Source organism: Salinicola sp. DM10 (assembly GCF_017306975.2).
Classification (GTDB): Bacteria; Pseudomonadota; Gammaproteobacteria; order Pseudomonadales; family Halomonadaceae; genus Salinicola.
Window position 1 is genome coordinate 265,067 of sequence record NZ_JAFLEN020000003.1, and the last position, 23,073, is coordinate 288,139.

At 64.9% G+C, this 23,073-nt stretch carries 17 protein-coding genes; 9 read left to right on the top strand and 8 right to left on the bottom strand.

Features of this window, described 5'->3' with window-relative positions; translation table 11 throughout:
• The first annotated feature begins 51 nt into the window (after positions 1 to 51).
• The 4 genes from glyQ (at position 52) to J0A90_RS12830 (ending at position 6,159) form a co-directional block, all read left to right on the top strand.
• The gene (glyQ, locus tag J0A90_RS12815; RefSeq protein ID WP_207036508.1) at positions 52 to 1,014 is read left to right on the top strand and encodes a glycine--tRNA ligase subunit alpha; all 963 of its coding nucleotides are present in this window, start codon (positions 52 to 54) and stop codon (positions 1,012 to 1,014) included.
• A gap of 2 nt (positions 1,015 to 1,016) precedes the next feature.
• The gene (glyS, locus tag J0A90_RS12820) at positions 1,017 to 3,083 is read left to right on the top strand and encodes a glycine--tRNA ligase subunit beta (RefSeq protein WP_207036510.1); all 2,067 of its coding nucleotides are present in this window, start codon (positions 1,017 to 1,019) and stop codon (positions 3,081 to 3,083) included.
• Between the two features lie 238 nt (positions 3,084 to 3,321).
• A complete protein-coding gene (gene gmhB, locus J0A90_RS12825) occupies positions 3,322 to 3,873 on the top strand; it encodes a D-glycero-beta-D-manno-heptose 1,7-bisphosphate 7-phosphatase (protein ID WP_207036512.1) in 552 nt (183 codons plus the stop codon).
• A 225-nt stretch (positions 3,874 to 4,098) separates the two neighbouring features.
• Entirely contained in the window at positions 4,099 to 6,159 is a 2,061-nt protein-coding gene (locus tag J0A90_RS12830; RefSeq protein WP_207036514.1) for an AsmA family protein, read from the top strand.
• Positions 6,160 to 6,594: 435 nt separating this feature from the next.
• Here the strand turns inward: J0A90_RS12830 and J0A90_RS12835 are convergent, their stop codons facing one another.
• Both J0A90_RS12835 and J0A90_RS12840 read right to left on the bottom strand, forming a co-directional pair.
• The gene (locus tag J0A90_RS12835; RefSeq protein ID WP_035474969.1) at positions 6,595 to 7,044 is read right to left on the bottom strand and encodes a hypothetical protein; all 450 of its coding nucleotides are present in this window, start codon (positions 7,042 to 7,044) and stop codon (positions 6,595 to 6,597) included.
• A 215-nt stretch (positions 7,045 to 7,259) separates the two neighbouring features.
• Entirely contained in the window at positions 7,260 to 8,261 is a 1,002-nt protein-coding gene (locus J0A90_RS12840) for a threo-3-hydroxy-L-aspartate ammonia-lyase (protein WP_207036515.1), read from the bottom strand.
• 133 nt (positions 8,262 to 8,394) lie between these two features.
• Between J0A90_RS12840 and J0A90_RS12845 the strand changes: the two genes are divergently transcribed.
• Positions 8,395 to 8,856 carry a GNAT family N-acetyltransferase gene (locus tag J0A90_RS12845; RefSeq protein ID WP_207036517.1) on the top strand — a complete coding sequence of 154 codons (462 nt, stop codon included), beginning with the start codon at positions 8,395 to 8,397 and terminating at the stop codon, positions 8,854 to 8,856.
• A gap of 121 nt (positions 8,857 to 8,977) precedes the next feature.
• On the top strand, positions 8,978 to 10,504 hold the full coding sequence (locus tag J0A90_RS12850; RefSeq protein WP_207036519.1) for a methyl-accepting chemotaxis protein: 1,527 nt from the start codon (positions 8,978 to 8,980) through the stop codon (positions 10,502 to 10,504).
• A gap of 85 nt (positions 10,505 to 10,589) precedes the next feature.
• Here the strand turns inward: J0A90_RS12850 and gabT are convergent, their stop codons facing one another.
• Both gabT and J0A90_RS12860 read right to left on the bottom strand, forming a co-directional pair.
• The gene (gene gabT / locus J0A90_RS12855; protein WP_207036521.1) at positions 10,590 to 11,867 is read right to left on the bottom strand and encodes a 4-aminobutyrate--2-oxoglutarate transaminase; all 1,278 of its coding nucleotides are present in this window, start codon (positions 11,865 to 11,867) and stop codon (positions 10,590 to 10,592) included.
• A gap of 88 nt (positions 11,868 to 11,955) precedes the next feature.
• Entirely contained in the window at positions 11,956 to 13,377 is a 1,422-nt protein-coding gene (locus J0A90_RS12860) for an APC family permease (protein ID WP_207036524.1), read from the bottom strand.
• A gap of 208 nt (positions 13,378 to 13,585) precedes the next feature.
• Between J0A90_RS12860 and J0A90_RS12865 the strand changes: the two genes are divergently transcribed.
• On the top strand, positions 13,586 to 15,019 hold the full coding sequence (locus J0A90_RS12865; RefSeq protein WP_207036525.1) for a PLP-dependent aminotransferase family protein: 1,434 nt from the start codon (positions 13,586 to 13,588) through the stop codon (positions 15,017 to 15,019).
• A 397-nt stretch (positions 15,020 to 15,416) separates the two neighbouring features.
• On the opposite strand, the gene gyrB is transcribed toward J0A90_RS12865, so the two are convergent.
• The 4 genes from gyrB to dnaA form a co-directional block, all read right to left on the bottom strand.
• Positions 15,417 to 17,831: a DNA topoisomerase (ATP-hydrolyzing) subunit B gene (gene gyrB, locus J0A90_RS12870; RefSeq protein WP_207036526.1), complete on the bottom strand. Its 2,415-nt coding sequence runs from the start codon at positions 17,829 to 17,831 to the stop codon at positions 15,417 to 15,419.
• Positions 17,832 to 17,850: 19 nt separating this feature from the next.
• Positions 17,851 to 18,936, bottom strand: coding sequence for a DNA replication/repair protein RecF (recF, locus tag J0A90_RS12875; protein WP_207036527.1), 1,086 nt, complete (start codon positions 18,934 to 18,936; stop codon positions 17,851 to 17,853).
• 220 nt (positions 18,937 to 19,156) lie between these two features.
• The gene (gene dnaN, locus J0A90_RS12880; RefSeq protein ID WP_035474961.1) at positions 19,157 to 20,260 is read right to left on the bottom strand and encodes a DNA polymerase III subunit beta; all 1,104 of its coding nucleotides are present in this window, start codon (positions 20,258 to 20,260) and stop codon (positions 19,157 to 19,159) included.
• Between the two features lie 130 nt (positions 20,261 to 20,390).
• Positions 20,391 to 21,869, bottom strand: coding sequence for a chromosomal replication initiator protein DnaA (gene dnaA / locus J0A90_RS12885; protein WP_207036528.1), 1,479 nt, complete (start codon positions 21,867 to 21,869; stop codon positions 20,391 to 20,393).
• Between the two features lie 624 nt (positions 21,870 to 22,493).
• Between dnaA and rpmH the strand changes: the two genes are divergently transcribed.
• A complete protein-coding gene (rpmH, locus tag J0A90_RS12890) occupies positions 22,494 to 22,628 on the top strand; it encodes a 50S ribosomal protein L34 (protein ID WP_035473559.1) in 135 nt (44 codons plus the stop codon).
• A gap of 11 nt (positions 22,629 to 22,639) precedes the next feature.
• A complete protein-coding gene (rnpA, locus tag J0A90_RS12895; protein WP_081919335.1) occupies positions 22,640 to 23,023 on the top strand; it encodes a ribonuclease P protein component in 384 nt (127 codons plus the stop codon).
• Positions 23,024 to 23,073: the final 50 nt, after the last annotated feature.

Genomic DNA, 23,073 nt, shown 5'->3' on the forward strand with positions numbered 1-23,073 from the left:
CTAATTGTATACTTGGCGGCTTACGAATTCATGGGCAACGGTACGCAGTCAATGACAGAGTCGACGGCAGATGCGAAAACCTTTCAGGGGCTGATCCTCGCCCTACAGCAATACTGGGCGGAACAGGGCTGCGTCGTGCTGCAGCCGCTCGATATGGAAGTGGGCGCCGGCACCTTCCATCCGGCCACCTTTCTGCGCTCGATCGGTCCGGAAAGCTGGAACGCCGCCTACGTCCAGCCTTCGCGCCGCCCCACCGACGGGCGCTATGGCGAGAACCCCAACCGCCTGCAGCACTACTATCAGTTCCAGGTGGTGATGAAGCCCTCGCCGGAAGACTTCCAGGCGCTCTATCTCGGCTCGCTCGAGCGCCTGGGCATCGACCCCAAGGTCCACGACATCCGCTTCGTCGAGGACAACTGGGAGTCGCCGACACTGGGGGCCTGGGGCCTGGGCTGGGAGATCTGGCTCAACGGCATGGAGGTGACCCAGTTCACCTACTTCCAGCAGGCCGGCGGCCTGGAGTGCTACCCGGTCACCGGCGAGCTGACCTACGGTCTCGAGCGCATCGCCATGTACCTGCAGGACGTCGACAGCGTCTACGACCTGGTGTGGACGATCGCCCCGGACGGCACCCGCGTCACCTACGGTGACGTCTACCTGCAGAACGAGCGCGAGCAGTCGGCCTACAACTTCGAGCACGCCGACGTACCTTACCTGTTCGAGGCCTTCGATCACTGCGAGGGCGAGTGCAACAAGCTGCTCGCGGCCAATCTGCCGCTGCCCGCCTACGAGCAGGTCCTCAAGGCCTCGCACACCTTCAACCTGCTGGACGCCCGCCACGCCATCTCGGTGACCGAGCGTCAGCGCTATATCCTGCGCGTGCGCACGCTGGCGCGCGACGTGGCCCACGCCTACTACGCCTCGCGCGAGGCGGCCGGCTTCCCGCTGGCACCGGAAGCGCTGCGGCGCGACTTGCTGGCGCAGACATCGCAAACCACTCAGGGAGACGCATGAGCATGGCAGCCAACACCCTACTGATCGAACTGGGCGTCGAGGAGCTGCCACCCGGAGCCCTGCGCGATCTCGCCCAGGCCCTGCGTGACGGCGTGACCAAGGGGCTCGCCGAGGCCGAAGTTCCCATGGCCAGCGCCACCGCCCTGGCCTCTCCCCGCCGCCTCGCCGTGCGCGTCGAAGCGCTCGCCGACAAGCAGCCCGATCGTGAGGTCGAAAAGCGCGGCCCGGCCCTCGCCGCCGCCTTCAAGGACGGCCAGCCGACCAAGGCAGCCGAGGGCTTTGCCCGCTCCTGCGGCGTGAGCGTCGACGAGCTGATCCACCTGGAGACCGACAAGGGCACCTGGCTCGGCTACCGCGAGCAGCAGCAGGGAGAGTCCATCGACGCCCTGCTCCCAGCCATCGTCGCCAACGCGGTCAACGCCCTGCCGGTGCCCAAGAACATGCGCTGGGGCGCTTCGCGCATCGAGTTCTCGCGCCCGGTGCACTGGCTGGTCCTGCTCTACGGCGATCGCGTCATCGATGCCGAGGTGCTGGGTCTGCACGCTGGACGCACCACCCGCGGCCACCGCTTCCATGCCCCCGAGGCGTTCGAACTGGCCCACGCCGACGACTACCAGGCGGCGCTGGAAAACGCCTATGTGCTGGTCGACATGGACCGCCGGCGCACGCGCATTCGCGAGCAGGTGCTGGCGGAGGCCGAGGTCCACGATGGGCAGGCGGTCATCGATGACGCCCTGCTCGAAGAGGTCAACGGCCTGGTGGAATGGCCGGTGGCGCTGACCGGAAGCTTCGACGAGCGCTTCCTCGAGGTCCCCGCGGAGTGCCTGATCTCCTCGATGAAGGCCAATCAGAAGTACTTCCACCTGCTCGATGACAACGGCAAGCTCATGCCGCAGTTCATCACCGTGGCCAATATCGAAAGCGAAGATCCGCAGCAGGTGATCTACGGCAACGAGAAGGTGATCCGCCCACGCCTGGCCGATGCCGTCTTCTTCTTCGAGACCGATCGCAAACAGACGCTGGCCTCACGCCAAGCCTCACTGGCCAACGTGGTGTTCCAGCGCGAGCTCGGCAGCCTGGCCGACAAGGCGGCACGCAGCGAGGTGGTGGCGCGCTTCATCGCCGAGAAGATCGGTGGCGACAGCAGCGCCGCGGCGCGCGCGGCCCAGCTGGCCAAGTGCGACCTGGTCACCGAGATGGTGCTCGAGTTCCCCGAGCTCCAGGGCATCATGGGCACCTACTACGCGCGTCACGACGGCGAACCCGATGCGGTCGCCGATGCGCTGCACGAGCAGTACCTGCCGCGTTTCGCCGGCGATGAGATTCCGCGTACGCCGACCGGCATGGCGATCGCCCTGGCCGATCGTCTGGATACGCTCACCGGCATCTTCGGTATCGGCCAGCGCCCTACCGGGGCCAAAGACCCGTTCGCCCTGCGCCGCGCCACCATCGGTGTGCTCAACATCCTGATCAAGGGCGAGCTGGACCTGGACCTGCGCGAGCTGCTCGAACTCGCCGCCTCCCAGCACCGCGACCTGCCCAAGGCGGACGGCCTGGTAGATGACGTCCTCACCTACATGCTCGATCGCTTCCGCGCCTGGGCTCAGGACGAAGGTCTGCCCGTGGATGTCTACCTTGCCGTACGCGCACGCCCGGTGACGCGTCCGCTCGACTTCGCCCGTCGCCTGCGCGCGGTGCATCGCTTCGAGCAGCGCGAGGAAGCCGCCGCCCTGGCGGCCGCCAACAAGCGCGTGGCCAACATCCTCTCCAAGCAGCAGCACCATGCCGGCGCCGAGGTCGACGCTTCGTTGTTGAGCGAAGAAGCGGAGATCGCCCTGGCGCGTGCCGTCACCGACTGCCGCGATCAGGTGGAGCCGCTGTTCCGTCAGGCCGACTACGCCCAGGCGCTGGATATTCTGGCCACGCTGCGCGCGCCGGTGGATCGCTTCTTCGACGAGGTCATGGTGGCGGTCGATGACGACGCCGTGCGCACCAACCGCCTGGCACTCCTGGCCAGCCTGCAAGGGCTGTTCCTCGCCGTGGCGGACATCTCCGAGCTGCAGCAGTAACGTTTCACGTGAAACATTCCCCGCCCGGAACATTCGGGCGGGTCCCTTCTCTCCCGGTATCACCCCGAGTCTCTAGCCTCCGCACGCCCCTTCCGCCCCTGTCGCCCCATCATCGCCTCACTGGCCAAGCACACCGCAATAGCCAGATTGTTCCACGTGAAACATCACAGGACCGAGTTGGCGCCAGAGCGCGGCAGCGCGATAATGCATCGACATTCGCCTCGAACCAGGCCGCGCCATGCAGAAACTGGTCATCCTCGACCGCGACGGCGTCATCAACGAAGATTCCGACGCCTATATCAAGTCCCTCGACGAGTGGCACCCCTACCCCAGCGCTATCGAAGCCATCGCCACGCTTACGCAGGCAGGCTGGCAAGTGGCCATCGCCACCAACCAATCGGGTATTGGCCGCGGCTACTACGATCGCAACACTCTGGATGCCATTCACGCACGGCTGCGCGCGCTAGTGCATCAGGGCGGCGGCGAGATCGTGCATATCGCTTACTGCCCCCATCTGCCGCAAGATGAGTGCGACTGTCGCAAACCCAAGCCGGGCCTACTGTTGCAGATCCAGCAGGCCCTGGGGCTGCCGACACTGACAGGCAGCTGGATGGTGGGCGATAGCCTGCGTGACATCGAGGCAGGCATCGCGGCCGGCGTGCAGACCGCACTGGTCAGCACGGGCAAGGGGGGCCGCTACGCCCGTGACGTCGCCCGCGAGCATCCGGAGACCTGGCACTGCGACGATCTCGCAAAATTCGTTGAACGCCTGTTGTTGGCAGCGGACTGAGTCGAGCTCGACCTTTTCGCCGAGAAAGCGAACGAACTCTCTCAACGACTGTGGTGATCGCCGCCAATGCTCTGCGCTGAATCCTGAGTGAGCCCTGAGACCGGCATGTTTCACGTGAAACATATTAACCCGACCGCAGGCTTGGCCTGGCAACGTTACGTCACAAACGCTACGTGAAGACTCGGCTATTCTTGGGACAACAAGCCCAAGGGATGGGACAGGGTCATGACAACGGGGAAGAAGATCGGCCTTTCACTACTGGCCTTCGTGCTGGTAGTCGTTATCGCACTGGTCATTGTGGTGCTGACATTCGACTGGAATCGTCTCAAGCCCACGCTCAACCAGCGGGTCTCGGCGGCCATTCACCGCCCTTTCGCCATCGAGGGCGACCTCGATCTCTCCTGGGAGAGACCGAAGGATGTCGACGGCTGGCGCGGCTGGGTGCCCTGGCCGCATCTGCACGCCGAGCAGATTCGTGTCGGTAGCCCTGAGTCCATCACCGATGCCGATCTCGCCAGGCTGCGCGCGCTGGACTTGACGCTGGCGCCGCTATCGCTGCTCGAGCGCCGCGTGACGATCCCGCGCATAGCGCTCAGCGGCGGTGAAGCCACCCTGGTCAAGCGGCAGGATGGCAACAACAACTGGACCTTCGATCTCGGCGATACAGCCGACGATGCCGATACGACCGACACCCAGCCCGGCTGGACCGTGGATATCGGCGATATCACCTTCGACCCCATCGCCCTCCACTATCGCGACCCGACCCTGGATGCCGATGTCGATGCCACCCTGAGTCTGCTGGGCCAACCCATCGCCTTCAGCGAGCTGAGCGGCGAAGTGCCTGTGACGAACAGCGGCACTGATCGACCAGTCGCCGACTACGCCTTTGGCTGGCAGGCCAGCGGCACCTATCGGGGCCAGCAAATCCGTGGTGAAGGCAAGCTGGGCAGTCTGACAGCGCTGCGCCAGCCGGGCGCACCCTACCCGTTGCAGGCCGATGTCACCGCAGGCCAGACGCGCGTGAGCGTCGCCGGCACGCTGACCGATCCGCTGGCGCCCAAGCGGATCGATCTCGATCTCACCTTCGCTGGCCAGAATCTGGGCGACCTCTACCGGGTGATTGGCGTCACACTGCCGGATACGCCACCGTACTCGACGCGGGGCCATCTGAGCGCCGACCTGGCGACGCGGGACGCGCTCACCTTTCGCTACCGGGACTTCGACGGTCAGGTTGGCGACAGCGATATCCATGGCGACCTGACCTACACCCTGGGCAAACCCCGCCCGTCCCTTACCGGAGAGGTCGTCTCGCGCCAGCTGCGTTTCGCCGATCTGGCACCATTGATCGGTGCCGATAGCAGCGGCGATGATGGCGAATCCCAGCAGGAAGCGCCGCAGCAGCCAACCGACAAAGTACTGCCGGTGGCGGAGTTCCAGACCGAGCAGTGGCGCGCCATGGACGCCGACGTCAAGTTCACTGCCCAGCGTATCGAGCATGGCGACTCGCTACCGCTGGAAGACCTGTATACCCACGTCCGGCTCGACAATGGTGAGGTCCTGCTCGACCCGCTGCGCTTCGGCGTCGCCGGCGGCAACCTCAACACCACGCTGCGTCTGGATGGCAGCCAGACACCGCTTCAGGCGAGAGTCGACCTGCATATCCGGCGCCTGCTGCTCAGTCGCCTGTTCCCTGAGGTCGAGTTGATGCAGAACAGTCGTGGCGAGCTCAATGGAGACGCCTCGCTCAGCGGCCATGGCAACTCGATTGCCGCCCTCCTGGGTAGCAGCAACGGTGACCTCGGCATGATCGTCAGCGATGGCCTCATCAGCCGCAATCTGATGGAGCTGGCCGGGCTCAACGTAGGCAACTACCTGGTGGGCAAGCTGTTCGGAGACGAGCAGGTTCGTATCAACTGCGCCGCCACCAGCCTGGAAGTCGACGATGGCCTGGCACGTCCGCGCTTCTTCGTCATCGACACCGAGAACGCGCTGATCAAGATCGACGGCAGTATCAACTTCGCCAACGAAAGGCTCGATCTCAACATCGTGCCTGAGAGTAAGGGCGCTCGGGTATTCACCCTACGCTCGCCGCTCTATGTTCACGGCACTTTTGCCAACCCCTCGCCAGGGGTGGATGCCAGCTCACTACTGGCACGCGGCGCGGTGGGTGCCTTCCTCGGTACCGTCGCCGCGCCCGCCGCTGCGCTGCTAGCCCTGGTCTCGCCGAGCGCCGGAGAGACCACGCCGTGCAATGACTTCCTGAGCCAGATTCAGACCCGGCCGTGATGCCTGATTGTTTCACGTGGAACATTGCCGGCGTTGCATAGCAGTGGTTGCTGCCACGCCTCGTGGGAGCGGCAGCCGAGGGGCTCGCCCTCTCTGGCTCGGATGCCGCCCGCTTCCCAGATACGTGGGTTTTGCGGCTCCGGTGGCTGTCCCCATTCTGCCCCCGCCATCGACGATTGATCGCCACTCGATCAGCACGGCGAATCTTGTGAGGGCGCATCAGGCGTGCGGATCAACGGTCGCAGGCCTTGTTCCACGTGAAACACCTCGCAGACGATCTCATCATCCATACTCATGAATGCGTCCGACGAGTATCAGTGGCTCGGGAAAACGCACACAGAGAAGGAGCTACTTGCAGCGATCCACGCATAAAAGAGGCCCGCCCTGGTCTTGAAACGACACAGTGGCGGGCCGGGAGGCAACTCGTGTGGAAGGTCAGTCGCGGGACGCGGTATTGCCACCTTGGGCATCGTGATGAGCCGCGCTGTCGGTATCAGCGCTATCACGATAGTGGCGGCCCAGGGATGCCAAGGCGTCGATCAGCTTGTCGATCTCGCTGCTGAAGCGCTGCTGCTGCTGAGCGTAGAAGTGGCGGGTATAGGAGGAGCCCTTGTGCTTCTTGACCAACGAATCGAACTGCTCGCCCAACTGCTGGGTATGGAAGCGCAAACGCTCGGTCAGGAACTCGGCATGCCCTTGGTGACAGGCCACATCCATCAGCGCCCTCACCTGCACGGTGAGCAGGTAGAGCTGCATGACATTGCGCTCCTGTACCTCCTTCTGCGTGGAGACGCTGTCATCGAGCAGATTGATCGCACTCATCTCGCAGCAGTCCGTTGCCTCCGACATCGGACGCTGCTCGCGGCGTTCCTGCGTCTGCATCATGATGACCTCCTCGGCTACGGTGCGTGCAATACCTTCAGTCTAAGCAGCGCCGGGGCTTAACTCCCTCAGCCATTAGTCGAAAGCGTCAATGCGCCGCAGGCCGGTTCGAACGGGACGACATCACGCGCCCATCCACGCGATGCGAAAATCTGACTTTCAGGGTGGCCTGGGCATTCGATGAGAGTGCTCCGGTCAACATCACACACGCTCTCGTCTCATGCGCGATCCGCACGCGTGGTTGCCTGGGGCGCGGCCGCCGAGATCAGTTCGGCGAAGCGTTGCAGATCGACGTTGCCCCCGGAGAGCATGATCCCGACACGCTGTCCCTTGATCCCTACGCGGCCCGAAAAAGCCGCCGCGGCCGCCAGGCAACCGGTCGGCTCGACCAACTGCTTCATGCGGCCGGCGAGAAAGCTCATGGTCTCGACCAGCTCAGCGTCAGTGACGGTGACGATCTCATCGACGCACTGCTGCAGCACCGGGAACGTCAGGCAGCCCAGTGCCTGGGTCTGAGCGCCATCGGCGATCGTGCGCGGCGTGGCAATCGTGACGATCTCGCCACTGGCCAGGCTTCTCTGGGCGTCGTTGCCGGCTTCCGGCTCGACGCCGATGATCCGGCAGCGCGGATAGCGCGCCCTGGCAACCGTGGCACAGCCTGACAGTAGCCCACCGCCGCCCAGCGGCACGATCAGCGTATCCAGCTCGCCCACATCGTCGAACAGCTCCTTGGCCGCAGTTCCCTGCCCCGCCATGACGTGGGGATGATCGAACGGCGGGATCAGGGTCAAGCCTTCGGCCTCGGCCAGTTCCCGGCCCAACGTCTCGCGGTCCTGGGTATAGCGATCATAGAGCACCACCTCGGCACCATAGCCCCGCGTGGCCGCTATCTTGATCGCAGGCGCATCCTCGGGCATCACGATGACGGCACGAATGCCGTGCAGTCTGGCCGAGAGCGCAATCGCCTGAGCATGATTGCCCGAAGAAAAGGCGATCACCCCCGAAGCCTTCTGGCCATGATCGAACTGACTGAGGGCGTTATAGCCACCCCGAAACTTGAAGGCGCCGACGCGCTGGAGATGCTCGGCCTTGAAGTACAGCGCGGCGCCGCTGCGCGCATCGGCTGTCGCCGAGCGCAGCACGGGCGTATGGTGGGCGATGCCCGCCAACCGCCGGTGTGCCGCCACCACATCGTCATAATCGATCGCCAAACGGCTCATGCGCTCTCTCCTGTCACCTATCACCTCACCCATAACCTGTCCCCTGGCACGGCCGTCCCTGACACCCGTTGGCGGGCTGCGTAATATGCCAGTGATAGTTTCACGCGCAACGACCACCCAAGGAAAGTGACAGATGACGACATACGACTGGCGCTGGTACCGCGGCGAACAGCTCGATACTCACACCCTATACGCCCTGCTGGCGCTGCGCACAGCGGTATTCGTGGTCGAGCAGCAGTGTGCTTACCAGGAGCTGGACGGTCACGATCTGAGTGCCACGACAGACCATCTCGCGGTGTGGGCGGATGGCACCTTGGCCGCATCACTACGCCTGCTGGCGCCGGTATCGATCCGCGAGCCGGTGACCATCGGGCGCGTGGTGATCGCGCCCGATCATCGCGGCGCGGGCCTGGGTCATCGGCTGATGACGGCAGCGCTCGAACATCTCGCCGAGCGCTGGCCGGGTCGCGATGCCTACCTCTCCGCCCAGGCCCACCTGCAGAACTACTACGCAAGCCACGGTTTCATCGCGGTGACAGAGACTTACCTGGAGGACGATATCCCGCATATCGGTATGCATCGCCAGGCTGGGTGACCTTGCATACCTGCGTATCGGTAACGGCACTCCGCCCTGACTCGCCTTGGCGTAAAGATTCGTCCGCGCTCACCGTTAAGTCTCAGTGGCGCCCCGCCTATTCCTGCTACGGAGATCCGCGATGTCATCCCCCGTGCCACACTCCATCGATCAGTTGTTGGCACCGGTTTACATCCGCGCCAATCGTCTGATGACCCTGGTCGTCGTGCTGCTGTTCCTCTCCTCAATGGGCCTGGCTGGCGTGCATCAACGCTGGCTGGCGGCGCTCGCCGTCGGCCTGCCGCTGATGGCGCTCGCGCTCGCAGCAATTCGGCTGGCCCCGACGACGCTCTGTACCCGCCTGCTGGTGTCCACCGTGCTGATGGGATTTGCCGGGCTGCAGATCCATCTTCTCGCCGGCATGATCGAGGCCCACTTCGCAGTGTTCATCCTGCTGTCGCTGGTGCTGCTCTATCGCGACTGGCGCCCGGCGGTAATGGCCGCCGGGGTGATCGCCGCCCACCACCTGCTGTTCGGCTTCTGGCAGAGCCGTGGCGGTGCGGTCGACGTAATGCCGACTCATCATCTCGCCCAGGGTCAGATCATGGCGATGGTCATCTTGCATGCGGCTTACGTGGTGGTCGAAACCGCCATGCTCGTCGCCATGTCCCGGCTGATGCGCCGCGAAGCGATCATGGGCGTCGAACTCGGTGCCATGGGCAGTCATATCGGGCGCGAGCCGGGGCAGTTCGATCTGGCCTTCGACGAGCGCCACATGTGGAGCCCGCTGGGCGGCAGTTTCCGTCGCACCATGCTCGCAGTTCGTTCCACGCTGAGCGAGGTCGTGGATAGCCTGCTGGCGCTGTCGCGCACCGGCGAGACGATCGCCGGCGCCAACGACCAGCTCGCCGCGCGCACCCGCGAAGCCTCGGATGCGCTCGAGCGGGCCACCGCCTCGCTGGCCCAGTTGGGCGAGCGGGGGCGCGACAACGCCGCCAGCGCGGATACCGCCAGCGAGCGCATGCGTCAGGCGGACACCCTGATGACCCAGGGCAACGAGCGGGTCGCCCGGCTGACGGAGACCATGCGCGGCATGCGCGACAGCGCCGGCCGCATTGCCGACATCACCTCGTTGATCGACGGTATCGCTTTCCAGACTCATATCCTCTCGCTCAACGCCTCGGTCGAGGCGGCGCGGGCCGGAGAGAGCGGCCGCGGTTTCGCCGTAGTGGCCAAGGAAGTGGGCGTGCTGGCCCAGCAGAGCGCCGACGCCTCGCGCCAGATCGCCGGAGTGATCGAGGCCACGCAGCAGCAGGTCAACGAGAGCAGCCAGCGCGCCGAAGAGGTGACCACGACCATGGCCAACATCGGCGAGCAGGTCCGCCAGGTCAACGCGCTGATGGACGAAATCCGTCATGCCAGTGAAGCACAGCGCCAGGCCGGCACACAGATCGATGAAGAGATCCGCGCCATCAGTCGCGGTGCCAGAGGCAACGGTGCGCTGGTCGATGGCCTGAGCGAGAGCGTCGAGTCCCTACGCCACCAGTCGCGGCGCCTGCGCGATGCCCTCGATGTTTTCACCCTGGAGCAAGCCAGCTCACGGGGAAATAGCGCGACGCCCCGTGCACTCCACGCCGGTCTCGAACTGGCACCACCGGCGAACTATTGAGGCCAGGCGCCGACGGCCTGCGCTAGTCGCCAGACATAAAAAAACCGGCACCCGAGGGTGCCGGTCGCATGCGTCACGACGCCGTTCAGGCGCCGAATTCACTCAGCATGGCCTCGATCAGGTCCAGCCCCTCTTCCAGCACCGCGTCACTGATGGTGACCGGCATCAGGAAGCGGATGGTGTTGCCGTAGAGGCCGCAGGAGAGCAGGATCAGCCCGCGCTCGCGCGCGGTCTTGCACAGCTTGGCCGCCAGCTCGGTGTTGGGCTGCGCGCTCTTCTTGTCGCTGACCAGGTCGAACGCCGCCATGGCACCCAGGTTGCGCGCGTTGGCGACCGAGGCGTAGTCCTGCTGCCACTTGTCGAAGCGCGCCCGCAGTTTCTCACCCAGCGCCTGGCTCTTCTCCAGGATGCGCTCCTCCTCGAACACCTCAAGCACCGCCAGCACCGCGGCACACGACACCGGGCTGCCGGTATAGGTGCCACCCAGCGAGTTGCCGCCGGAAGCATCCATGACCTTGTCGGTGCCTACCACGGCGGAGATCGGCATGCCGTCGGCCATGCTCTTGGCCATGGTCATGATGTCCGGCTCGACGCCCGAGTGCTCGATCGCGAACAGCTTGCCGGTACGTCCGAAACCCGACTGCACTTCGTCGACGATCATCAGAATGCCGTGCTCGTCGCAGATCTCGCGGATCGCCTCGAGGAAGCTTTTGGGCGCGGCGTGGAAACCGCCCTCGCCGAGCACCGGCTCGATCACGATCGCCGCGGTATCGCGCGGATTGGCGTCGGTCTTGAGCACCATCTTGAGGTGGCGCAGGGCCTCTTCTTCACTGACACCGATCGACTCGACCGGATAGGGCGCACGGTAGACCTGCCCCGGCATCGGGCCGAAGTCATTGCGGTAGGGAGCGACCTTACCGTTCATCGCCATGGTCATGAAGGTGCGCCCGTGATAGCCGCCAGTGAAGCAGATCACACTGGAGCGCCCGGTGGCCGCCCGCGCCACCTTGACCGCATTCTCCAGCGCCTCGGCGCCGGAGTTGGCCAGCATCACCTTCGCGTGGCCACGCACCGGTGTGACTTCGCTCAGCTTCTGCGCCACGCGCACGTAGCCCTCGTAGGGCATCACCGTCTGACAGGTATGCATGACGCGGTCGAGCTGCGCCTTGACCGCCTCGACCACCTTGGGATGGCGGTGACCGATATTGAGCACGCCGATGCCGCCGGCGAAGTCGATGAAGCGCTTGCCGTCCTCGTCCCACAGCTCGGCGTTCTCTGCCCGCGCGGCGAATTCGACCGCCGGGCTGGCCGCACCGCTGGCCACGTAGCGCTGTTTGAGTTCATTGAGTTCTGCGTTGGTCATGCAACTCTCCTCCTGAAACGGCGCGCGCCATGGCGCCGATGAGCCGTCCCGGACGTCCGCACGGGTGTCGACGGGACGAAAGTGACTGTCACGATTTCGTGTAAGAGGCACGGATGAGACGATCGCCTACCTCTCGACCGTAGCGCTGTCGCGCCCACACGTACAGCAGCAATCCGGCGATCATCCAGCCGCCGAACACCACCCACTCCACCGGCACCAGCGCCGACGGGCTGCCCGGCAGGTAGAGAAATACCATGCCCAGCGAGAGCAGGACCGCGAGCACACCGACCAGACCGCCGGCCTTGACCCGGTAGGGGCGCGCCATCTCCGGCTCGCGCCGGCGCAGGATCAGAAACGACAGCGATACGAACAGATAGGCGATGACGATCCCCAGGCCGCCGGCATCGACCAGCCAGACCAGCGCCGGGCGGCCGAAGAACGGCGCCAGGGTGGAGAGCACGCCGATCAGGATGATGGCATTGGTGGGCGTCTTGTAGCGCGGGTGCAGCTTGCCGAGAAACGCCGGCAGCATGCCCGAGTGGGCGAGCGCGTAGATCGCCCGCGAGCCGCCGATATAGAAGGCGTTCCAACTGGTGATGATCCCGGCGATCCCGGCCAGCACCATCAGATTGCCGGCCCAGGCGCCATCGAACACCGCCTGCATGGCATCGGGCACGCTCAGGGTACTGCCGCCCAGGGCGTCGTTGTCGAGCATCAGGCTGGTGCCCAGCACGATCAGGGTGTACCAGGCCACCGCCATGAGTACCGACAGCACCAGCACCTTGCCGATATCGCGGAACGGGAGATCGATCTCCTCCGCCGCCTGGGGGATGACGTCGAAACCGACGAACAGGAAGGGCACCAGCACCAGCACCGCGACGATACCGCCGAAGGCGCCATGTTCGCCGCTGGCGAACAGCGGCTGCATGTTGCCGGTGTCACCGCTGAACAGCGAACCGGTGACGAACATCACCCCGGCGATCAGGATCAGACCGGTGACCACCTTCTGCAGCAGCGCCGCCGTCGAGATCCCCAGATAGTTGATCACCATCATCACCAGCGAGCCGATCACCCCGACCGCCACCCAGCTGGCCTTGACCTCCCAGCCGGCGATGGTCCACAGATCACCCACGGCATAGCCGGGGAACAGGTGCTCGACCACCGTGGGCAGCGCCACCGCCTCGAACGAGGCGACGCTGACATAGCCGAGCACGATGCTCCAGGTACAGACGAAGGAGGCAAAATGCCCCAGCGCGCGATAGCTGTAGACGTGCTCGCCGCCGACCTGCGGCATCGCCGCCGCCAGCTCGGCGTAGGTCAGGCCGACCAGCAGCACCGCGATGCCGCCGATGATGAAGGCGATGATCGCCCCCAGGCTGCCGCCGTCGAGGATGGCGCCGCCGGTGAGCACAATCCAGCCCCAGCCGATCATCGCGCCGAAGGCGAGCGCCAGCACATCGGCCCGTGCCAGCACGCGCACGAACTCGGTGGGTTGAGAAGCGTTGGACATAGCAAGATCTCTTGACGTTGTTGTTGATGAAGCGTGTCGATGACGCGTGGTAGCCGAAGCATCGTCGACGAGTCGCTATTGGGGCGACCCTGGTGCCACGCTATCACCGCCGCCGGCAGCGATGAGTAGACCACTCCTGCTACTCAGATAGACCACTTGAGCGGCAAGCGCCATAATTCCATCGTCACTGCCTGCCCCGGAGGCACCCATGGAAGATCGCCGCCGGGCGCTGACCCGGATCGAGAGCGGCTACCACGCCCAGCCCGCCCATCTGACCAAGCACCAGCGCCTGGAGCAGACCCTGCTGTGGCTGATCGAACGCCACTGGCAGAAAGGTCAGCGTCTGCCCGGGCACCGCGATTTGTGCGCGTCGCTGGGCGTGGCCCGCAATACCCTGGCCGGGGTGATCGAGCGGCTGGTACAGCAGGGCCACCTAATCACCGACCACGGCCGCGGTACCTGGGTCCACAAGCCCGCGCCCCCCGAAATCAGCGCGCCCGCCACCGGGCCGATCTCCCGACGTGCTCACCGGCTCCTGGGCGATGTCGGCGCCAGCCCGGTACAGAGCGGCGCCTTCGTCCCCGGGGTGCCGGATATCGTGCACTTCCCGCTGGCCCGCTGGCGTCAGCTCTACTCGCGCGTCTCCGTGCCGCACAACACCCTGCTGCTCGCCTACGCCTCGGGCGGCTACGGCCCGCTCAAGCGTGCGATCGCCGGCTTCCTCGCCCGCTGGCGCGGCATCCACTGCGAGCTCGATCAGATCGTGATCACCGAAGGCGCCCACCACGGTCTGCAGCTTTGCGCCCTGGCGCTCGCCGACGAGGGTGACCGGGCGGTGATGGACTCCCCCTTCTACTGGGGCGCACGCAACGTCTTCCAGGCCTGCGGCCTGAGTGTCGATCACGCCATCTGGGACCCTCGCCACGGCTATCGTCAGCCGCTGCCGCCCCCTGCGCCGCGCCTGGTCTACTTCACCGGCTCGCACCACTATCCGCTGGGTGTACAGTCAGTGATCGCTCACAAACAGGCATTGATCCAGCATCTCGCACCCGAGTGGATTCTCGAGGATGACTACGAGTTCGGGGACGGCGACCGCCAGCCCCTGGCGTTCGACCCGCGCAGCGGCAACCGCATCCTGATCGGCTCCTTCTCCAAGCTGATGTTCCCTGGACTGCGACTGGGCTACCTGGTAGTGCCCAGCGCTCTCAGCCATACCCTCAACCGGGTGCGCACCGGAGTCTTTCGCGAAGGCCGGCTACTGGACCAGGCGGTGCTCGCCGCCTTCATCGATGCCGGCGATCTGGATCGCTGGTGCCACCGAATCGCCGCCGACTACCTGGGCCGCCAGCGCGAGCTCCACGCCCTGCTGGCAGAGACGCCTGGCGTGATCGCCGTCTCCCCGCCGGCACCCAATATCAGCTTGAGCGTCGAGCTCTCCCCCACCCTCGACGACGAACGCCTGTCGCACTACCTGCTCAACCGCCACCACCTGGTGGCACGGCCGCTGAGCCGGGTGTGCGCACCCGGCGACACGCGTCGCGGTCTGGTGCTCGGGGTGGGCATGGCCGAAGGGGAGGCGCTGACACGCCAGGGTCGGCAGCTGGCGGCGGCGATCCGCACTTTCGTCGAGCAGCAGGCGTGAAGCCTCGCCAGTCTCGACAGCGCCAGGGTCCGTCGCGCGGCGTAGAGCGTTGTTTCGAGAAGCGTTGTTTTTAGAAACCCTGTTATCAAAAGACGCCGCCTCGAAAAGCGCTGTCTCTAAGAGTGCCTTTTACAACCGCTGGACGACGTGGGCTTATCCGGCGGCAGGGCGTCGCGAGGGCGCTGTGAACCCCTCCCTGGGCGCTACCTTTGCCATCCGTGGCAAAGGACCCTCGCTTTGCCCTGCCCCCGGCGCCCATCGTCAGAGGGTTGGAAAATGGCCTCTAAAAGCGTTGTTTCTAAAAACTGGGTTTCTAAAAACCATCCCTGAACGCAAAAACGGCCCGCCCCCGGTCGGGGACGGGCCGTCGGCTGGCCTGCCAGCGTCGCGGACGCGCTCAGATATCCAGATTGGCCACCAGCGCGAAGCGCTCGATGAAGTCGCGGCGCGGCTCCACCTCGTCGCCCATCAGGGTGTTGAACATCTGGTCGGCGGCCACCGCGTCCTCTATCGAGACCCGCAGCATGCGCCGCGACTGCGGGTCCATGGTGGTCTCCCACAGCTGGTCCGGGTTCATCTCGCCCAGCCCCTTGTAGCGCTGGATCGAGAGCCCACGCTGGGCCTCGAGCATCAGCCACTCCAGCGCATCGTAGAAGGTCTCGATCGGCTTCTGGCGCTCGCCACGGGCGATGTAGGCGCCCTCCTCGACCAGCCCGTCGAGGGTCTCGCCGAGGCCCGCCAGCGCGCGGTAGTCGGCGCTACGGAAGAAATCGATACCCCACACGTAGTCGGTGGTGACACCGTGGGCGGTGAGCGACACGCTCGGCAGCCATAGACCGCGCTCGGTATCCTCCTGCAGCTGGAAGGTGTAGCGCGGGCCGCCCTCGTGGGCGATCAGCGAATCCATCTCCACCTGCAGCGCCTCGATCCACTGCTGCAGGGTGCCGCGATCGCTCAGGTTGGCCTCCTCCAGCTTGGCGGCGTGGACCATCTTGCGCAGCACCGCATTGGGATAGACCCGCGACAACCGGTCGATGCGCTTCATCACGTCACGATACTGGCTCACCAGCGCCTCGAGCTGTTCGCCGGCGATCCCCGGTGCGTCGGCATTGACACACAGGCGGGCGCCGTCCAGCGCGGTGGTGGTGAGATAGTCGGTCATCGCCTGCTCGTCCTTCAGGTACATCTCCTGCTTGCCGCGCTTGATCTTGTACAGCGGCGGCTGGGCGATGAACACGTGACCGCGCTCGATCAGCTCCGGCATCTGCCGGAAGAAGAAGGTCAGCAGCAGGGTACGGATGTGCGAACCGTCGACGTCGGCATCGGTCATGATGATGATCGAGTGGTAGCGCAGCTTGTCCGGATTGAACTCCTCGCGCCCGATGCCGCAGCCCAGCGCGGTGATCAGGGTGCCCACCTCGGCCGAGGAGAGCATCTTGTCGAAGCGCGCCTTCTCGACGTTGAGGATCTTGCCCTTGAGCGGCAGGATCGCCTGGGTGCGGCGGTCACGGCCCTGCTTGGCGCTGCCGCCGGCGGAGTCACCCTCGACCAGATAGAGCTCGGAGAGGCTGGGGTCCTTCTCCTGGCAGTCGGCCAGCTTGCCCGGCAGCCCGGCGATATCCAGCGCGCCCTTGCGCCGGGTCATGTCGCGTGCCTTGCGTGCCGCCTCGCGGGCACGCGCAGCGTCGATCATCTTGTTGACGATCGCCTTGGCATCCGCGGGATGCTCGATCAGATAGTCGGAGAAGTGCCGGCTCAGCTCCTGCTCGACCGCGGTCTTGACCTCCGAGGAGACCAGCTTGTCCTTGGTCTGCGAGGAGAACTTGGGATCCGGCACCTTGACCGAGATGATCGCGGTGAGACCCTCGCGGGCATCATCGCCGGAGGTCGCCACCTTGGCCTTCTTCTGGATGTCCTCGGCCTCGATGTAGCTGTTGAGGCTGCGCGTCAGCGCCGCGCGGAAGCCGGCCATGTGGGTGCCGCCATCGCGCTGCGGGATGTTGTTGGTGTAGCAGAAGACGTTCTCGGCGAAGGTGTCGTTCCACTGCATCGCCACCTCGACACCGATACCGTCCTCGCGCTGCATCTCGAAGTGGAAGACCGGGTTGAGCGCGGTGCGGTTGGTGTTGAGATGGTCGACGAAGGCGCGCAGACCGCCCTCGTAGTGGAACAGCTCCTCGCGGCCGTCACGTTCGTCGACCAGACGGATCGCCACCCCGGAGTTGAGGAACGACAGCTCGCGCAGGCGCTTGGCGAGAATGTCGTAATGGAACTCGATGTTGGCGAAGGTATCGCTGGACGGCTTGAAGTTGATCTGGGTACCCGACTTCTCGGTCTCGCCGACCACCGCCAGCGGCGCCTGCGGCACGCCGTGGTGATAGACCTGCTCGTGGACCTTGTGGTTACGCCAGATGGTCAGCTTGAGCTGCTCGGAGAGCGCATTGACCACCGACACCCCGACCCCGTGCAGGCCGCCGGAGACCTTGTAGGAGTTGTCGTCGAACTTACCCCCGGCGTGGAGCACGGTCATGATGACCTCGGCGGCGGAGACCCCTTCGGCGTGGATGTCGGTGGGGATGCCGCGGCCGTCGTCGGAGACGGTGATCGACTCGTCGGGGTGGATGACGATGCGGATCTCGCTGCAATGGCCGGCCAGCGCTTCGTCGATCGAGTTGTCGACGATCTCGAACACCATGTGGTGCAGGCCGGTGCCGTCATCGGTGTCGCCGATGTACATGCCCGGGCGCTTGCGCACCGCGTCCAGCCCCTTGAGGACCTTGATGCTCGATGAATCGTAGGCCTGTTCGCTCATTGCTCACTCCATGGTGAAATCATTCCGAATGCAGCCGTCCGCCGGCGATACACGATGCCACGACATCCGTGTCCGGCTGCCAGACGTCGGCCAGCGCCGAGCGCTCGACGCTGGTGATGAAGACCTGACAGTCGAGCGTCTCGAGCCACCGGCAGAAGATGCGCTGGTGTTCGCCGTCGAGCTCCGCCGGCAGGTCGTCGATCAGATAGAGGCAGGTCTGCCCGCTCAGCTGCTCGAGCAGGCGCCCCTGGGCCAGTTTCATGGCGCTGACCACCAGCTTCTGCTGCCCGCGGGAGAGCACCTCCACCGCGGCGTGGCGCCCGACCCGAATGCGCAGGTCAGCGCGCTGTGGCCCCTGCTGGGTGAAACCCATCTGGCGATCGGTGTCGCGACCGCTCTCGAACACCTCGAGCAGGGCGCGCTGGCGATCCCAGCCGCGCGAGTAGCGCAGACTCAGATCCGGCAGCGGCAGCAGTGCCGCCAGGGTCTCCTCGAACACCGGCAGGAAGCGCGTCATGTAGCCGTCGCGCAGCGCGTCCAGCCGCTCGCTCCAGTGGGCCAGTTCCTGCTCCCAGACGCCTATCGACGCGCGGTCGATTCTATCATGCCTGAGCAGGGCGTTCCGATGTTTCAGCGCACGCCGCACGCGCTTCCAGGCGTCGAGGAACACCGGCTCGGCATGGAATACCCCCCAGTCGAGAAACTCGCGTCGCGCCGCCGGCGAGCCCTCCAGCAGGCGGAACGCATCCGGGTTGATCAGCTGCAGCGGCAGCGCCTCGGCGAGCTGGGTCACGCGTGCCGCGCGCTCCCCGCCGATACGGATCTCAAGCTCCTGGGCATCGCGTCGCCGGCGCACCCCCAGCGGGCGCGGCGGGTCGCCGTCGAGGCGCCCGAACAGGGTCATCTCCTCGGCATCGTGGGTGATCAGCGCCTTGAGCTTCTGGGTACGAAAGGAGCGCGCCATGCCCAGCACGTGGAGCCCTTCGAGCAGCGAGGTCTTGCCGCTGCCGTTGGCCCCGCTGATCACATTGATGTGCGGCCCCGGCGTCATCTCGAACGGATGCAGATTGCGCAGGCCGTGAAAACTCAACCGATCGAGCGGCATGGCAGGTAAAGACTCATGACGAGAGACGAGAGGAAACGCCCGGACTGCGGGCAGCGTGGAAAGAAGCACCCGAACATTTAACCGCCGAGATGGAATAAGTTGGCGAGCGACGATCAGGCGCGGCAAAAATCGGCGAACCAGGGGAGCTTATGTGGGTATAAGTGAGCAAGGTTCGCCGGTTTTCAACAAAGCATGATCGAGCGCAGCCACTTCCCTGCACTCAAAGGCGCATCGGCATGACCACGTAACGGGCATCCCCACCGCCCGGCTCTTCCATCAGCGCCGAACTGTTGGCATCCGACAGCGTCATCTGCATGCGATCGGCGTCGAGCACGTTGAGCACATCGATCAGATAGCCGACGTTGAAGCCGATTTCCAGCGCGTCCCCGGCATATTCGATGCCGACGTTCTCCTCGGCCTCTTCCTGCTCGGGGTTGTTGGCCATCACCTTGAGGTTGTTCTCCTCGAGCTGCAGGCGCACGCCGCGATACTTCTCGTTGGAGAGGATGGCGGTACGCGCCAGGATCTGACGCAGCTCGCCGCGCTCGGCGATGAAGGTCTTGTCGCCGCCCTTGGGAATGACCCGGTCGTAGTCGGGGAACTTGCCGTCGACCAGCTTGGAAGTGAAGGTGAATTCGCCGGTATTGGCACGGATATGATTGGCGCCCAGCGCCAGCTCCACCGGCTCCTCGCTGCCGTCGAGCAGCCGCGACAGCTCCAGCACACCCTTGCGCGGGATGATCAGCTTGCGCGAATCGGTAAGTTCGATCTCGGCGCTACGCTCGCATACCGCCAGACGGTGGCCATCGGTGGCCACGGTGCGCACCAAGTGGTTGGCCAGCTCCAGCAGCATGCCGTTCAAGTAGTAGCGCACGTCCTGCTGCGCCATGGCGAAGGAGGTGGCGTCGATCAGATACTTGAGCGTGCCCCGCGGCAGCGACAGCGTGGTGTCGTTTTGACCATCCTCGATATTGGGAAACTCGGCCACCGGCAGGGTGGAAAGGGTGAAGCGCGAGCGTCCGGCGCGCAGCACCACGCGGCCATCCTCCAGGGTGAAGCTGATCTGCGACTGATCCGGCAGCGACTTGCAGATATCCATCAGCTTACGCGCCGGCACGGTGACGGAGCCCGGCTCGTCGACCAGGTCAGCGGTCGCGCGGCCGATCAATTCCACCTCGAGATCGGTGCCGGTCAGCGAGATACCGCCGTCCTGGACTTCGATCAGCACATTGGAGAGCACCGGCAGGGTCTGACGGCGCTCGACCACGCCGGCCACCAGCGTCAGCGGGCGCAGCAGGGCTTCGCGGGAGATGGAAAATTTCATGGGAGCTCCGTGGTTGAATTCGATCCTGAAAGAAACGTCGGCGCCGCGGCGACGCTGCCGGCTGGGGTTCATTCTTGCTGCCCGGGGCGCTACGGGCAATCCCTCCGGCAACAGCCACCGCCAGCCGGGGTCAGCTGGTCAGCAGCCGCATCAGATTCTTGTAGTCCTCGCGGATGTCCGCGCTCTCCTCCTTCAGCGCCACCACCTTGCGGCAGGCATGCAGCACGGTGGTGTGGTCGCGTCCGCCGAAGGCGTCGCCGATCTCGGGCAAGCTGTGGTTGGTCAGCTCCTTGGCCAGCGCCATGGCGACCTGGCGCGGCCGCGCCACCGAGCGCGAGCGGCGCTTGGAGAGTAGATCGGCCATCTTGATCTTGTAGTACTCCGCCACCGTGCGCTGGATGTTCTCGATGCCGACCTGCTTGTCCTGCAGTGCCAGCAGATCCTTGAGCGACTCGCGGATGAAGTCCTGGGTGATCGGCTTGCCCATGAAGTGGGAGTCAGCGATCACCTTCTTCAGCGCCCCCTCCAGCTCGCGCACGTTGGAGCGGATCTTCTGGGCGATGAAGAAGGCGGCGTCATGCGGCAAGTCGACCTTGGCCTGATCGGCCTTCTTCATCAGGATCGCCACCCGGGTCTCCAGCTCCGGCGGCTCGATCGCCACCGTCAGCCCCCAGCCGAAGCGCGACTTGAGACGCTCCTCCACCCCGCTGATCTCCTTGGGATAGCGGTCGGAAGTGAGGATCATCTGCTGGCCGCCCTCGAGCAGGGCGTTGAAGGTGTGGAAGAACTCCTCCTGGGAGCGCTCCTTGCCGGCAAAGAACTGGATATCGTCGATCAGCAGCGCATCGACGCTGCGGTAGAAGCGCTTGAAGTCGTTGATCGCGTTGAGCTGCAGCGCCTTGACCATGTCGGCGACGAAGCGCTCTGAGTGCAGATAGACCACCTTGGCGTTGTCGCGCAGGCCGGCCAGATGATTGCCCACCGCGTGCATCAGGTGGGTCTTGCCCAGCCCCACGCCGCCGTAGAGGAACAGCGGGTTGTAGGCGCCACCGGGGTTTTCCGAGACCTGGCGTGAGGCGGCTCGCGCCAGCTGGTTCGACTTGCCCTCGACGAAGGTTTCGAAGGTGAAGTTGGGGTTCAGCCCGCTCTGGTGCTTGAGACTGCCCTCCACCTGCACCTGGCGTTCACCGCCTCGCCGGCCGCCCTCTTCACGCTCGCGGCTCTGGTCGAGCGCCTGCTCCTCGGCCACCTCGGGCGAGCGCGGCGGGGTCTGCACGCTGGGCGCACTGGGGCGCTGCGGCGGCTGGCTGGGGGCCGACACCGGCGCGCCCAGATCGCGCGGCGACACGGCGGCCGCGCGGCGGCTGCCCACCACCAGGCGCACTTTGGGTGGCTTGCTGCTGGATGCCACTTCGCGCAGCAGCTCGTTGATACGCTTCAGGTACTTATCGCTGACCCAGTCGCGCACGAAGCGGTTGGGCGCCAGCAGACAGAGCTCGTCCGTCTCGCCATCCTCCGCCTGCAGGGGGCGGATCCAGGTGTTGAACTGCTGCGAGCTCAACTCATCCTGAAGCGAATTGAGACATTGTTGCCAGAGAGCGACCGACACACGACCTCACGGGAATTTCGGCAGATGAAAAGAAAACGGCCGCACAGTGTAGCGCCGGCCCGACAGGTTATCCACACGTGGTCGCCAGGTCATCTCTCTGTGGATAAGCGGCAGAGAACCCGTTGACAGCCTTGGGAAAACGATCGCGAGATGGCGCTCTGCCATAGACGCCCAACGCCTCGGGAGTTCTCGCCACACGCAGGATTTTCACCTCTCTTACGCATCTTCCCCACAGCCGAGAAAATCCCATAAGCATATGAAAATATAAGTTTAATGTGAGTTACCCACAAACATTATCCCCATCCTTAACCACATGGTGCGATTGACAAGCCGACAGCTTGGGGATAAGCCGCAGACACGCATGGCCGCCCTCGGCTGCCGATCGCTTCGCTACCTAACGGCGTGCGCGCGTGACCGCCGCGGCGATGTGACGCAAGGGTTTCGCCCACAAACGGGTGTGGATAATTCAGAGAAAAATTGCACCCGATCGCCTGATTCACTAGAATTCCCGCTCTTGAGCCGAGTGAGCCCGGTTTCCGTACGCGTGTCGGGCATCCCGTTTCGAACCAGTTTTTCGAGCTAAATCAATAGCTTAATCACTCAACCAATTGGGAAAAAGCCACCATGAAACGTACTTTTCAGCCGAGCGTCCTGAAGCGCAAGCGCGTCCACGGTTTCCGTGCCCGCATGGCGACCAAGAACGGCCGTCAGGTCATCAATCGTCGTCGTGCCAAAGGTCGCAAGCGTCTCAGCGCCTGATCGGACATCGGGTGTCCGATCAAGGTTTCCCCCGGCAGCTTCGGTTGCTCAACGCCGGGGACTACAAGCACGTTTTCGACCACGCTCCCTTCAAGGTCCACGGTAAAGGCATGCTGGTGTTGGCACGCCCCAACGCGCTTGGCCATCCGCGGATCGGGTTGATCTTCAGCAAGAAGAACGTGCGTCGTGCCGTCGACCGCAATCGCCTCAAACGCCTCGTGCGCGAATCCATCCGTCTGCAGCAGCATCGCCTGCCGCCCGTGGATATCGTTCTTCTCGCTCGGCGAGGCGTACACGAGCTGGACAATGCAAGCGTCGCACGCCAGCTCAACGGCATGTGGCGACGCCTGGAAAAGTCCGCGCGTCAGACGCGCCACGACACCTCGTCGACCTGATCGGACATCCCCGCGCTGCTGGCCGGGGAGCTTCGGCGTCCATCGCCGAA

What these genes read in the sequence shown, in the direction of transcription:
- glyQ (WP_207036508.1), top strand. Translation starts at nt 52, where the DNA reads ATGACAGAGTCGACGGCAGATGCGAAAACCTTTCAGGGGCTGATCCTC.
- J0A90_RS12840 (WP_207036515.1), bottom strand. Translation starts at nt 8,261, where the DNA reads ATGAGCCGTTTGGCGATCGATTATGACGATGTGGTGGCGGCACACCGG.
- glyS (WP_207036510.1), top strand. Translation starts at nt 1,017, where the DNA reads ATGGCAGCCAACACCCTACTGATCGAACTGGGCGTCGAGGAGCTGCCA.
- gmhB (WP_207036512.1), top strand. Translation starts at nt 3,322, where the DNA reads ATGCAGAAACTGGTCATCCTCGACCGCGACGGCGTCATCAACGAAGAT.
- recF (WP_207036527.1), bottom strand. Translation starts at nt 18,936, where the DNA reads ATGCCGCTCGATCGGTTGAGTTTTCACGGCCTGCGCAATCTGCATCCG.
- J0A90_RS12830 (WP_207036514.1), top strand. Translation starts at nt 4,099, where the DNA reads ATGACAACGGGGAAGAAGATCGGCCTTTCACTACTGGCCTTCGTGCTG.
- J0A90_RS12860 (WP_207036524.1), bottom strand. Translation starts at nt 13,377, where the DNA reads ATGTCCAACGCTTCTCAACCCACCGAGTTCGTGCGCGTGCTGGCACGG.
- dnaN (WP_035474961.1), bottom strand. Translation starts at nt 20,260, where the DNA reads ATGAAATTTTCCATCTCCCGCGAAGCCCTGCTGCGCCCGCTGACGCTG.
- rpmH (WP_035473559.1), top strand. Translation starts at nt 22,494, where the DNA reads ATGAAACGTACTTTTCAGCCGAGCGTCCTGAAGCGCAAGCGCGTCCAC.
- J0A90_RS12845 (WP_207036517.1), top strand. Translation starts at nt 8,395, where the DNA reads ATGACGACATACGACTGGCGCTGGTACCGCGGCGAACAGCTCGATACT.
- J0A90_RS12865 (WP_207036525.1), top strand. Translation starts at nt 13,586, where the DNA reads ATGGAAGATCGCCGCCGGGCGCTGACCCGGATCGAGAGCGGCTACCAC.
- gyrB (WP_207036526.1), bottom strand. Translation starts at nt 17,831, where the DNA reads ATGAGCGAACAGGCCTACGATTCATCGAGCATCAAGGTCCTCAAGGGG.
- J0A90_RS12835 (WP_035474969.1), bottom strand. Translation starts at nt 7,044, where the DNA reads ATGATGCAGACGCAGGAACGCCGCGAGCAGCGTCCGATGTCGGAGGCA.
- gabT (WP_207036521.1), bottom strand. Translation starts at nt 11,867, where the DNA reads ATGACCAACGCAGAACTCAATGAACTCAAACAGCGCTACGTGGCCAGC.
- J0A90_RS12850 (WP_207036519.1), top strand. Translation starts at nt 8,978, where the DNA reads ATGTCATCCCCCGTGCCACACTCCATCGATCAGTTGTTGGCACCGGTT.